The 13,219-nt window shown below is 43.2% G+C and carries 9 protein-coding genes; 3 read left to right on the top strand and 6 right to left on the bottom strand.

What is annotated here, in order from left to right; all coding sequences use genetic code 11:
* The first annotated feature begins 3 nt into the window (after window positions 1-3).
* Both DUL71_RS06970 and DUL71_RS06965 read left to right on the top strand, forming a co-directional pair.
* On the top strand, window positions 4-732 hold the full coding sequence (locus DUL71_RS06970) for an MIP/aquaporin family protein (protein WP_114937340.1): 729 nt from the start codon (window positions 4-6) through the stop codon (window positions 730-732).
* Window positions 733-1,394: 662 nt separating this feature from the next.
* Window positions 1,395-3,290, top strand: coding sequence for a T9SS type B sorting domain-containing protein (locus tag DUL71_RS06965; RefSeq protein ID WP_114937339.1), 1,896 nt, complete (start codon window positions 1,395-1,397; stop codon window positions 3,288-3,290).
* Here DUL71_RS06965 and DUL71_RS06960 read toward each other — a convergent pair whose 3' ends face one another.
* The 6 genes from DUL71_RS06960 to DUL71_RS06930 all read right to left on the bottom strand — a co-directional run bounded on the left by DUL71_RS06960 (window position 3,291) and on the right by DUL71_RS06930 (window position 12,330).
* Entirely contained in the window at window positions 3,291-3,620 is a 330-nt protein-coding gene (locus tag DUL71_RS06960) for a hypothetical protein (protein ID WP_208645484.1), read from the bottom strand.
* Between the two features lie 208 nt (window positions 3,621-3,828).
* Entirely contained in the window at window positions 3,829-5,664 is a 1,836-nt protein-coding gene (locus DUL71_RS06950) for an alkaline phosphatase (protein WP_114937337.1), read from the bottom strand.
* Window positions 5,665-5,722: 58 nt separating this feature from the next.
* Window positions 5,723-7,237 (bottom strand): RagB/SusD family nutrient uptake outer membrane protein, encoded by a 1,515-nt coding sequence (locus DUL71_RS06945; protein ID WP_114937336.1) that lies wholly within the window; start codon window positions 7,235-7,237, stop codon window positions 5,723-5,725.
* Between the two features lie 33 nt (window positions 7,238-7,270).
* On the bottom strand, window positions 7,271-10,624 hold the full coding sequence (locus DUL71_RS06940; RefSeq protein WP_114937335.1) for a SusC/RagA family TonB-linked outer membrane protein: 3,354 nt from the start codon (window positions 10,622-10,624) through the stop codon (window positions 7,271-7,273).
* A 110-nt stretch (window positions 10,625-10,734) separates the two neighbouring features.
* A complete protein-coding gene (locus DUL71_RS06935; protein ID WP_114937334.1) occupies window positions 10,735-11,673 on the bottom strand; it encodes a FecR family protein in 939 nt (312 codons plus the stop codon).
* A 48-nt stretch (window positions 11,674-11,721) separates the two neighbouring features.
* On the bottom strand, window positions 11,722-12,330 hold the full coding sequence (locus DUL71_RS06930; RefSeq protein WP_161964388.1) for an RNA polymerase sigma factor: 609 nt from the start codon (window positions 12,328-12,330) through the stop codon (window positions 11,722-11,724).
* Between the two features lie 184 nt (window positions 12,331-12,514).
* On the opposite strand from DUL71_RS06930, the gene DUL71_RS06925 reads away from it, so the two are divergent.
* On the top strand, window positions 12,515-13,168 hold the full coding sequence (locus DUL71_RS06925) for a FadR/GntR family transcriptional regulator (RefSeq protein ID WP_114937332.1): 654 nt from the start codon (window positions 12,515-12,517) through the stop codon (window positions 13,166-13,168).
* Window positions 13,169-13,219 lie beyond the last annotated feature (51 nt).

The raw sequence follows: 13,219 nt of genomic DNA, 5'->3' as shown, positions 1-13,219 counted from the left end.
AACATGTCTCCATTTGTAGCCGAACTGATAGGCACCATGCTCATGATATTATTAGGCGATGGCGTAGTGGCCAACGTAGTTTTAAAAGATACCAAAGGAAATAACAGCGGATGGATAGTGATCACCACGGCCTGGGGCCTGGCCGTTTTTGTTGGCGTAGTAGTTGCAGGGCCGTATAGCGGCGCCCATCTAAACCCTGCTGTAACCATAGCGCTTGCCATTGCGGGTAAATTTGCCTGGGCAAACGTTGTGCCCTATATCATCGCCCAGTTTGCAGGTGCCTGCATCGGCGCTTTTTTAGTTTGGATAATGTATTATGATCATTTCAAACGCACCAATGATCCGGGTTCTATACTGGCGGTATTTTGCACAGGCCCCGCGGTACGCAATTATGTTTCCAATATCGCCAGCGAAGTAATTGGAGCGTTTGTGTTACTTTTCACCATCTTTTACATTGCCGGTGCTGAGATCACACCTGCTAAAACCCCAATTGGACTGGGCTCTATTGGCGCAATCCCTGTAGCTTTATTAGTCTGGGTAATAGGCTTGTCGTTAGGCGGCACTACTGGTTACGCTATTAACCCGGCCCGCGACCTTGGGCCTCGTTTTATGCACATGATACTCCCCATAAAAGGTAAAGGCACCAGTGACTGGGCCTATGCCTGGATACCCGTTATAGCACCGTTGGTAGGTGCTTCTATTGCGGCTATACTGTATCTTTCTATAAAGTAATAATCTTATTCCCTATTCAGACTTTCGAAGTTTTAAAAACTTCGAAAGTCTTAGGACGCTATATTTCAAGGCTCATTCAACCTCCAAAATCACTATTGTTCATTTCAGCCATTTTAATGGATAATGAACATTACTGTTCATATTATTCATTTAATTAATACTTAAGCTAAGAGCTAACAGGAATGGCGTTCATTTTAACAAACACCAAGACTTACTGTGTATTTATATCCCCAAACCGGGATTTTAAGTAGAAAATAAGCAACGACAACATCGAACGCCACCTCAATTTCGTTTACAAAAATCAAGCCATTACATTTTTAATTTTTTGTAAACAGAATTTTACAGCCTGTAACCCGCCTTTCTGGCGTGGGTACATTTAAAAAGTATAGCACAGCTACTTAGTGTATATTTTACAACCTGTGTTTTTACCATTTGTAAAGTTCTCTCTCCCTCACTTATACACTTTACTCCCTCTCGTTTTGAAGCACACCCTGCCCACGAAAACCCACGGTGGCATGGCTTTCCTTTTGCAAACTGTACTTCAAAAAACACAACATTAACTAAGGTTTAATCAATACCGGCTGTCCCCCGGCCGCTTTGATTAAACTTTTAAGCAAGACAAGCGAGCACGTTGCGAGTCTGGCTGACATGCGTAAAAACACATGAAATTTATCAAATTATTGGCGATAGCATGCCTATTGCCACAGTTCGCCCTGCGCCTTAAAGCGCAGGAGGGGGAACCGGTATTAATTGAAGACTTTGGGGCCGGATCGGCTCAAATAGGTCCGAAAATTAATGACGGAAATTTTTCTACTACCTATAACTACCTACCATCACAGCCGGGTGAAGGCGATTATACTATTGCCAACTCCACTGCCGGCATGTATCCCGAATCGTGGCTGCAAACAGGTAACCATACGCCAGGGCAACCCAATGGCTATATGATGATTGTGGACGCCACCAACACTATCGATGAGTTTTATAAAAGAACCGTTAAAACCCTGTGCCCCGGCACTACTTACAGGTTCAGCATTTATGTGCTTAACCTCATGAAAACCGGCGGTATCAAACCGGATATAACTTTTTCCGTAACTACATCGCTCGAAACAAAAACAAACCATACCGGGCCAATAGATAACGGTTTAGGTTGGCTGGAATACAACATTACTTTTAATACCCCAGCAACCGGTGGTGATGTAACCATCAAAATGACCAATAACGCCAGCGGCGGCTATGGTAATGATGTAGCCCTGGATGATATTTCATTACGCCCCTACGGCCCTGCACTTACTACCTATTTCGGAAATGACAGAACAGCAATTACAGCACAGGGATGCGCCGAGGCGGATAAGGTTTATACGTTGAATGTTAACGCTGCATCAGATCTACCTTATGCCATTCCTGTGTATCAGTGGCAATTAAGCACACCAAACGGATGGGTTAATATCCCGGGGGCGGTATCATCCTCCTACCTGCTTCATCAACCCACAGCCACCGGCAATTATCAATACAGGGTATTAGTTGCCCAGCAAGGCAACATCAATTCGGCACAATGCAGGTTAATTTCATCTACAGTAACATTAACTATCATAAACCCGGAACCTGCTACTGCCACTGCCAGCTCGCCGGTTTGTCCTGGTGAAAACATTTATCTTACTGCATCCACGGGTGATAGTTATAGCTGGACGGGACCGAACGGCTTTACCTCTGCTTTGCAAAATCCTGTGATCAATGGCGCAACCGCAGTAATGAGCGGGCAATACCATGTTACTGTATTTAAAAACGGATGCTCAAGCGTTGCGCCTGCAGTCACGGTAAACGTAAATGCACCCGTAATTGCCAACGCAGGCGATAATAAAGCGATTTGCAAAGGCGATAAAATACAGCTCCATGCAACGGGCGGAACATCCTATAAATGGTATCCCGCAACCGGCCTGTCAAACCCAAACATTGCCGATCCGATAGCCTCGCCGGAGGCTACCATCACTTACACTGTTGAGGTGACTAAAAATAACTGCAAAGCTACTAGTGCTGTAACCTTAACAGTAAACCAGGGGCCCGGAGCTTTTGCTACCGCCACACGTGAAGTTATCAAAGGCGACAGGATTCAGCTTCATGCCCAGGTAAGCGGAGAGAATGTTTCTTATTACTGGACGCCTAATGAAAATATCAGCAATACCACCTCATTAGAACCCTTTGTATTTCCGACCAGTAACATCACCTATATTTTACATGTTTTGCAACCCGGCTCATGCAACCTGGAGTCTAAAGCTGCTGTTGAAGTAAAGGTTATTGATAAATTCACCATCCCCAACACTTTTACGCCTAATGGCGATGGCATAAACGACACCTGGCAAATAGACGCCCTTGGCGCTTACGATAACGCCATTACACAGGTTTTTAACCGATACGGAACAATTGTTTACAGTGCCAAAGGCTACACAAAAGCCTGGGACGGAACATACAATGGGAACAGGCTACCTCCGGGGACTTATTATTACAAGATAGATCTGAAGAATGGAACGGTTTACTCCGGATGGGTACAGATCATCGGTTGATCATTCCTGACCGAAGATATTTTTATCCCACTTCCGGAAATCGTAATATTTGCTTTTGGGCTCACCGGTTAGTCCGTTAATTCCTTTTTTACGCGGCAGATAATATCCGTGAATGTATACTAATGGAATAATAAATACGGAGAGAAAGGCCATTGCAGATGTTCTTCCGAAGTAAAACGAAATTACGATAACAATAATCAAGGTCAAAAGATATTTAACAACCCGGCGTACAACGGGTGTACGCTCTTCAAAATGGCCAAAAATGATATTGCCAAGCGCGTAAATGATACTCACTACGGCCACCTCGAACCAGGTGATTCTGTTGTCCACATGTTGCAGGAAATTGGTTTGTATAAAAATACGAAATCAATTTATTTTCCCATGCCATTTCGACGAGTGAAGCGCAGGGCAAAGCAAAAGGCGAGGAGAAAGCTTATACGATTTGCAAATCAGCAAGTCACTTGTATAAGATTTCTCCTCGCCCCGTATGCTCAAGCCCACCTCAGGCTCGTCGAAATGACAAAAAGTAATTAAACTACTATTGCAATAAAGCCTTAATCTTATTAAAGATCTCTGTATTGCTGTAAACTCCCCTAAAATCAAGTGAGTGGGGGCCGTAGCTAAATACCGGAACCGGGGTGCCGGTATGATCATTGGTGCTAAAATCGCCCCATACGTAACCATTGTTAATACTGCCATCAAGCAGGGTTAAACCACCGGTTTCATGATCGGCAGTTACTATTACCAGCGTTTCGCCATCTTCATCTGCAAATTTCAGGGCGTCGCCAACTACGCGGTCGAAGTCCGCATTTTCGGTGATTACCTGTTTCAGGTTATTGGCATGACCGCCATGGTCAATCTGCGAACCTTCAATCATCATAAAGAAACCTTTGGGAGCATTTTTAAATGTTTGGGTTACTTTATTAAACGCCAGCGGAAGGTAGTTTCCCCTGCCTTCCATTTTTGGGCGTGTTACGCTGTCATCCATCAAACCTAGTATTTTCGGAGCCGAGCTATTCAAAAACTCATCGAAATTGCGAATAACGGTGTATCCCCTTTTCTTCATTTTATCAACAGCGCTTTCGCCATTAACCGGCCAGATAAAATCTTTATATGACGAGCCTAAGAAAATATCAATAGGCGATGAAGTAATTTGATTAGCGATAGCTGTAGCATGGCTCCGCTCCGAATCATGCGCATAGAACGCTGCCGGAGTCGCGTCCGTTAGTTCGCAAGCTACGATATCAGCAGTCTTTTTACCTGCTTCCGCGCTGTAATCGGCCAATGATTTCAATGGTTTCCCCGACGGATCAACACCTACGGCTCTATCGTTAGTTTTTTGTCCCGATGCGAAAGCAGTTGCCCCGGCGGCAGAGTCGGTAATATAAGCATCGGCAGAATTAGTTACCGAAAACCCGATATTCAGCATCTGAAAAATATTCAACTGGCCACGATTGGCGGTATAGGTGGAATAGATCTGTGCTAAGCCCATGCCATCGCCAATACACAAAATGATGTTTTTCACTTTCTTAACCTCACCGTCCGATTTATAAGTTGGTTTATAAATAGTATACGGCTGCGGGGCTGTGTATTCGCTTGTCGGCTTTTTGTTCAGGAAATCTCCAAGCTCCTCTATTTTATCGGTGCCAATTACGTCAACACCTAAACGGATCAGTGCCAGCCAGCTGCTTTTGGTATCCGGAGTTTCCCAAAAACGGATCTTTTTACCCGAATTATGTACACTGTCAATCCCAGCTTTTATTCGAGCAATCTCTTCGTTATTTAATACACCTTTACCATTCCAGTGAATGTATTTACCAAACGGAAAACTTACCAAGCCAATCTTTTTCCACTGCTCTGTTGTAAAACCGTTCATATGGTCTACATCAAACGAGATCCAGGCCGGATAATTGGTCATTTCTGCCGGAGGTGGCACTGCACCTGTCATAACTATCGATAACCTGCCCGGGTGACCTTCATAATCAAAATACTGCTCAAGCGGTTTTAACTCTTTAATCACCAGCGGCAATACTGCTTTATGATCTTCCTTAATTTCGATAAGCAGCCTCAAATGGCGTTGCGGATCACGTTTAAATTTTTCAATCAGCGGATCTATGTACAAGATCTTTAACGACCGTTTGGCGTCGATCTCTTTTTTATCGTGTGCCACCATCAGTTGCCCGTTAACGGCGTAACAGTCGGCCTCGATAGAACCGAAACCTTTTTCATAGGCCCGGTAAAAAGGGATGTTGTTCTTGTAATCGTTGTGGGAATGCGCGTCGGCTACGGTGTAGTTTTTAACCTGCGCGTTGGCCGTCAGGCCGGCATTTGCCAGCAGTGCCGCCAGCGTAATTAGGGTAGTACTTTTTTTCATTTGGTATAGATATAGCAAAACCGGGCAGTGCCCGGTTTTGTAAGTTTCAATATGTCAATTACCAGCCGGCGTTTTGTTTCAGCTGACCCTGGCTTATCTGAATATCCTTTGGCGGTATCGGCCAAACGTTATCCCTCGCCGGATCAAAGTTACGAGCTTTCCACACAACTGAGCCATCCGAACCATGTAACGGTTTTGCGTAAATTGCCTGCGCATCGCCCCAACGTACCAGATCGAAATTACGATCACTCCACTCACCTGCCAATTCAACACGACGCTCATGTTTCAAATTAACCATGGTAGCATTAGTGATTGGTTTTAAACCGGCACGTACACGTACAAGGTTAAGTGCGGCATCGCCGTTTTTACCTTGCATAATCTGAGCTTCGGCTTTGATCAGCAAGATCTCGGCATAACGCAACAACGGTACGTTTAAGTCTGTAGATGGCTCATCGCCGTTAGGGCTTACGTGGATACCACCAGCATAGCTAAACGGCTCCATGTATTTGTTAAACTGATAACCGGTTAAGCTGTTGCTTTTACCACCGATTGGGTAAGTATAAGTTTGACCGAAATACTGGAAGCTATCGCCTTTTTGCAGAATAGTAGCCGGAAGCCTTTTATCACCTGCCTCAAACTCATCAACCAATTCTTTTGTTGGCTGGTAATAACCGAAGCCATTATATAAACCCCAGCCTTTATTTTCCAACATAGCCCCTGGCAAAATGCTTTGACCATTCAGGTTACTTGCTACCGACCAGATATACTCAGAGCTATAGTTATTAGCAATCTTGAATACATCGGCATAATTGTTTAACAGTGCATGTTTACCACTCAGGATAACTGAATCCGCATATTTTTCAGCATTGGCATAATCTTTTGCATGCAGATAGGTTTTAGCCAGGTAAGCATAGGCAGCAGTTTTATGCGCGCGACCATAATCAGCAGTACCCAGTTTATCGAAATAAGGCAATAAAGAAGCTGCCTTTTTCAAATCGGCCTCAATATAAGCATAGTTATCTTTTACTGAAGCTAACTGGGCTGGGAAAGCCAAAGCATTAGTGCGGTTTTGCAAAGGCGCGCCTTGTTTGTCCGAACCATATAAATCCGCAATTTCAAGGTGCATTACCGCATGAATAAAGTAAGCCTGGCCCAAAATAAAGTTTTTGGTAGCTGCATCCATATTGATATTCGGCACGTTGTTGATTACGTCATTGGCACGTTTCATCACTACGAAGTGAAGCTGCCATGGCGCGTAGATACTGCTTTCATTACCTGTACAAATAAAGTTTTTGATATTTTCCCTGTCGGCAGATGTACGGCCTACAACCATATCATCGCTGGCATTAATAAACCAAAAGAAACCGCGACCATAAAGGTCTTCGCTGTTACTTTGTTTCTCATATAAACCATTGGCAGCCGCCTGCGCATCGTCGGCTGTTTTCCAGAAGTTAGTACTGGTTGGAGTGCCGGTTGGTTTAATATTATCTAAAGTGCCTTTTTTACAGCTTTGGGCCAGTGCTATAACCATTACACCCATTAAGCCTTTGCTAATTATATTTTTGAATTTCATCTCTGTATCTTCTTAATTGTGGTTCCTGATTTTTTATAAGCCTACGTTAACACCTATTAAAATAATCCTTGCCTGTGGGTACAAGCCCAAATCAACACCGTTTTGGTTGATACCAACTTCCGGGTCAAGACCTGTGTATTTAGTAAATGTGGCCAGGTTTTGCGCGTTGGCAAAAATGCGGGCACTACGTACACCAATCTTAGTCATCAATGCTTTTGGCAACGTGTAGCCAAGGGTTACGTTTTTGATGCGCATGTACGAGCCATTCTCAACATAAAAGTCAGATACGTTACCAAAGTTGCCGTTTGCATCACTTGCAGATAAACGTGGGATATTGGTATTGGTATGAGTTGGGCTCCATGCGTTTTTAGCATCGGCCAGCAGGTTATAGTTTTGGATAGATGCGTTTAAACCGGTGTATTTAACGGCATTAAAAAGCTTATTACCTGCAATCCCCTGTAAAAACACGCTCATATCAAACGGACCGTAGCTAAAGTTTGCGGTAAAACCATAGCTGAATTTAGGAAATGGCGTACCCAGGTAAGTTTTATCAGCCTCGGTAATTTTACCATCGTGGTTAAGGTCCTGGAATTTAATATCGCCTGCTTTAGCGTTTGGTTGGATCAGATTGCCTGAAGCATCTTTATAGTTGTTCACTTCATCCTGAGATTGGAACAAGCCGGCTGTTTTTAAACCGAAGAAAGAATACAATGAGTAACCTTGCTGCAACCATACAGGCACCAGGTTATCCCTTACTGTTGGACCAGAAAGGATGGTTTGCTGGCCTGGAAGTATGTTATCAATTTTGTTTTTGATGTATGATCCGTTAGCTGCCAGGTTATAGCGGAATTCACCAACAGCGCCCTGGTATTTAACCGCTAACTCAATACCCCTGTTTGTGATTTGACCACCATTAACAAACGGAGGATTTGACACACCGTAAACAGCAGCAACCGGCGGCTGGAACAGGAAACGGGTATTTCTTTTCTGAAACACATCAGCAGTAACATTGATTTTGCCGTTCAGCAAACCTAAGTCAACACCGATATCGGTTTGAGTTGCTTTTTCCCATTTAAGGTCAAGGTTAGCTAAACCATCAACAGCTGAACCGGTGATAGCAGCAGCCGGGCTACCTAAATAACCTGCAGTTTTAGTTAAAGAAACCGAAGTTGGGAAGCTTGGTAAACCTGCAAGGTTACCCGACTGGCCATAACTTGCCCTTAACTTAGCAAATGACACCAATGCATCTGTAGGGAAAAATGATTCCTTGCTGATTAACCAGCCTGCAGATACACCCGGATAAACCTCAGTACGGTTTTTACTTGTCAATAATGAAGTAGCATCACGACGAATAATGCCGTTGATGAAGTATTTGCCTGCATAGTCATAACCGATCCTGCCAAGGTACGAGATCAAAGCAGATTCGTTTTTGTTACCCTGCAAGGGCACACCGGTTGGGTTAAGGCTACCGTTGATGATGTAACGATAAGCAGGATCTTCGCTCAGATAATTATCAGTATTTACGCTAAAAAACTCCTGGGTATCATTCTGGTAGGTGTAACCTGCCAAAGCACTTACGTGGTGATTACCAAAAGTTCTGTCGTAGTTTAAAGTTTGCTCGGCAAGGATAGTGCGGGAATTATATTGCTCCTGGAACAGGAAGTTATCAAAGAATTTCTTTCCTGGCTCCAAAACCCTTGTGCTGAAGTTTTTGATAGTCTCCAGGTTTTTGGTTATGCCAAGGTTCGAACGAAATTTCAAACCCTTGATCAGGTTTATTTCAACATAAGGATTGATATTGAAGCTGTTTACAGCATCGCTGTTATCCAAACGTTTTAAATAGGCAACAGGGTTAATAACGTCGCCATAAGAACCTGCATACTGGGCTGGCACACCACCAAAGCTGCCATCGGCATTGTAGATAGAAGCATTAGGCGGATAAAAAATAGCTGATAAGATAGCACCGGTATAGGCGCTGGTAGTGTTAGCACCCTGACCATTGTTATAAGAGTATGACATACTCTCACCAATCTTCAACCAGTTATTGATTTGGTGATCAGAGTTTACGCGAAAGTTATAACGGATAGCATTGGTGTTTAACAGGATAGCATCGTTTTTACGGTAGCCACCTGATACATAAAAGTTAGATTTTTCTGTACCACCGCTGATGTTCATGTTATAATCCTGGATATAACCTGTTCTGAACAAAGCGTCTGTCCAGTTGGTGCGTGTTACACGAGAGTCTGGGTTTACAGTACCATCAAATGCAGGTAAACGGGTTTTGCCCGCGTTATCATAAGCAGTGTTTATAGCATCCGCATAATCAGCTGCATTTAAAGCCTGTAATATTTTCAAGGCATTTTGTACGCCGCCTTTAGCAGTAATGTCAAGGTTAGTTTTACCTTGTTTACCACGTTTTGTAGTGATCAATATTACACCACCGGCAGCTTTAGCACCATAGATAGCTGCATAAGAGTCTTTCAATACGTCGATAGATTCGATATCCGAAGGATCGATAGGGCCGCCGTTATAAATAGTACCATCAACAACCATCAGCGGACCTTCATTATTGAAAGAGCTTTGGCCACGTAACCTGATGCTTGGGCCAGAAGTTGGGTCACCACCTTCGTTCAAAACAGTAACGCCGGCAATTTGTCCCTGCAGCATTTCGGTAACCGAACCTACCGAGCGATCTTTAACATTGGTTACTTTTAATGAACCTACCGAACCGGTTACATCGGTATTTTTCTGCGTACCGTAACCTACTACTACAACAGCGTTAAGACCGGTAACATCAGCCTCCAAAGTAATGTTAAGCGGCGACTGGCCGGCAACAGCTTCACGGCTTTTATAACCGATAAAGCTGAATACCAACACTTCACCTTTTTCGACAGTAATTTTAAAATTACCATTAACGTCGGTAGAGGTAGCAGCAGTTGAGGTTTTGCTGCGTACAGCTACTCCGGCAAGCGGACCATCCTTGTCGGTCACCGAACCGGTTACCGTAATTTTTTCGGGTGCACGTACCACCTTTTTATGCGAGATGATAATAGTGCCGTACTTTTCGCGGTACTCCAATTGTGTATTGGCAGTTAAAGCGTTTAGCACATCTTTTAATGGCTTGTTAACAAATGAATTTGCCTTTACTTTTACCGCGGCCACATCATCCATCTTGTAGTTAAATGCAACGGTGTTTACCGCTTTTTTGAGTTTCTCGAGCGATGAGTCCATGGTTTCATCGGCAAACTTTACGGTTACCGGCTGATCCATCAGCGACACGCTACGCTCGGCGAAGGCGTGAACGGGCAATAATGCCGTCAGGGTTGTTACCAGCAATAAAATTGCTGAGATTAATCTTCTTGAAATCCGGGTTAAAGATTTTTCCATACATTTGTTTTTAAAGTGATTAGTAACTGCCTGTTGGCTTTTAGTTTTGGCAGCTACACTTAATTGAGCCAGTGCCTGTTGGAGCAGGCATTGGTTTTCCTTTGATATTGTTATTTAATATTTACTGTATCTCCGTTTAACTTATACTTTCGACCGTCAATAAACTGAAGTATATCCAGCACTTGCCTGATATTCAGCTTATTTGAAAACCTAACCGAGTAGTGCTGCTGCGCCAGGCGCTTTTCATTGTATTTAAAGTTCACACTATAGCGGTTTTGCAGGTAAACCGTAATCTCCTTAAATGATGTATTGTCAAGTATCAGCTCATCATGCATCCAGCTCAGGGAATGATCGGCTGTTAGCTCCTGCCGCGTAAAGCTTTCATGCTGTTTGTTATAGGTTAACTGCTGACGAGGAGTATAAAAACCCAATGTATGGTGCAGATCATGCACCTCTACCTTACCACTATTCACATAAACCTGCAGATCGGGCAGCTCTTTATAAAATTTGATATTGAATGATGTACCTAATACCTGTGTAGTAACCTTAGCCGTATGCACCATGAATGGCCGCTTCACATCATGCTTCACATCAAAAAATGCCTCGCCGTTAATAAGCGTTACTTCTCTTTTTGAATCACTGAAACTAATAGGAAATTTTAATGATGTACCCGCGTTTAGCTGTACAGTTGTGCTATCGGGCAACATGATCTGTTTCATACTGCCTTTGGGTGCTGTGATTACCTGGTAGGCAATCTGCTCACCTTTATGGGTAGCTATTTTTGAATAGAATAGGCCTGCACACACGGCCATTAAAACCGCCGCTGCAACTTTTAACCATGTAGTATTTAACCTGCGGACCTTGCCTTTAGCTATGGTTTGTTTTTCTATACGCTCCCAAAGCGGTTGCTTCAGGGTTTTAATATTGTTACCGGTAGTAGTGTCCGCATCAAGTTCATGCATCATTTGCTGTAAAAGCTGCAATTCCTCGTCGGTACATTTACCGGCTTTAAACTTATCGAGTAATCTTTTTATTTCTTTTTGATTCACCTAACAGGGGCTTTATACTTGTTAAGTGACCGAACATGGGAGAGTGTACTATAACTTTTTGAAAAAAATTATCAGCAGCAAAAATCTGCTGTAATTATCAAAAGGGATAACATCGTAATATTTCTGAACAGACTTTTTCAGTCTGCTTAAAGCATTGCTGATCTGGTTGCGTACGGTTTGGTGCGATAAGCCTAAAAATTCGGCAATTTGCGGCCCGGTCATATCCTGCTCACGGCTGCACAGGTAAACCTGTCGCATCTTTTCGGGCATATCTTCTATTTCCCGGTTTATCAACAGGTGTAATTCGGCAAGGGAAAGTTTTTGATCGATACTGTGTTCGTAAGTTTCCTGCAATTCGGAAACATCATCTAACGAGCGGGGCTTTGTACTTTGCTTTTTATACCATTTATAGCTCATGTAATTAACAGAAACCATAAGGTAAGCCTCAAGCGCGCCATTTACCTGGATGGTATCACGATTTTTCCATATGGAAAGGAACAACTCCTGTACCATATCCATCGCTTCATCCTCGTTTTGAGTTTTCTTTAATGCGAAGGCAATTAATTTGTCAGCATAACGCTCATAAATTTCCCTGAATGCCCCATCGTTACCGCCCTGCAGTTCAAGTAGAAGTTGTGCATCCGAATATTGTTTCACAAGGGGTATTTTTATGGCATCAAAGTAACGGCACGAATGTTAAGCTAAATTTAAATATATATTAATGCTTTAGAAAACATCGGTTACTAATTGGTACTATTTTTTCACAAATAGATTTTAGCCCAAAAAAACTTTTATTTTTCAAACAAACTTATACCTTTGCAATTCATCTGATGATTTACAAATGAGTAAGATTATTAAAAAGTCGCTGGCTGAGGAGATTGCTGAGAAACTGAAGGAGCAGATAGCTGATGGCAGATATCAAATAAATGATAAATTACCTACCGAGCCCGAGCTTATGGCCGAGTTTGGTGTTGGCCGCTCAAGCATCCGCGAGGCAACAAAAAGTCTGGTACAATCGGGCCTGCTCAGGATCCAGCAGGGCGCGGGAACCTTTGTGGAGAGCGCAACCGCCAATCCGGAACCTATGGAAGCCCGTATAAAACGCGCCCGCTCACAGGACCTTGATGAGGTAAGGCAGTTACTGGAGATGAAAATAGCCGAAAAAGCAGCTATAAACCGTTCACAGAAGGATATATTTACCATGAAAAGCCATTTGGAAACCCGGAAAAGAACTGCCGAGGCCGGGCTATTGGAAGAATGTATTGATGCCGACGTTAAATTTCACATAGCTATTGCGGAAGCGTCAAAAAACGAGATCCTGAGCGATTTGTATAAGACTGCAGCCGTCCATTTAAAAAACTGGTTCACCGAAATCCACCCAGATACACGCAGCTTTATCGAAACACAACACCTTCACGAAAGGCTCCTGAGAAACATTCTCGATTGCGATTCAAAACAGGCCTGGAATACAGTCATTGAAATTCATCAACATTAAAAATTTTCATTAAATTCATCTGATGTTATAATGTTTTATAATTTAATCTAT

The sequence above is a fragment of the Mucilaginibacter endophyticus genome (genome assembly GCF_003351025.1).
In the GTDB taxonomy this organism is placed as follows: Bacteria; Bacteroidota; Bacteroidia; order Sphingobacteriales; family Sphingobacteriaceae; genus Mucilaginibacter; species Mucilaginibacter endophyticus.
The sequence above is the reverse complement of the archived record's forward strand: the minus strand, read 5'-3'. Positions and strand labels throughout refer to the sequence as shown.

Coding starts and splice junctions, on each gene's coding strand:
- DUL71_RS06925 (WP_114937332.1), top strand. CDS start 12,515: ATGAGTAAGATTATTAAAAAGTCGCTGGCTGAGGAGATTGCTGAGAAA.
- DUL71_RS06945 (WP_114937336.1), bottom strand. CDS start 7,237: ATGAAATTCAAAAATATAATTAGCAAAGGCTTAATGGGTGTAATGGTT.
- DUL71_RS06940 (WP_114937335.1), bottom strand. CDS start 10,624: ATGGAAAAATCTTTAACCCGGATTTCAAGAAGATTAATCTCAGCAATT.
- DUL71_RS06965 (WP_114937339.1), top strand. CDS start 1,395: ATGAAATTTATCAAATTATTGGCGATAGCATGCCTATTGCCACAGTTC.
- DUL71_RS06950 (WP_114937337.1), bottom strand. CDS start 5,664: ATGAAAAAAAGTACTACCCTAATTACGCTGGCGGCACTGCTGGCAAAT.
- DUL71_RS06970 (WP_114937340.1), top strand. CDS start 4: ATGTCTCCATTTGTAGCCGAACTGATAGGCACCATGCTCATGATATTA.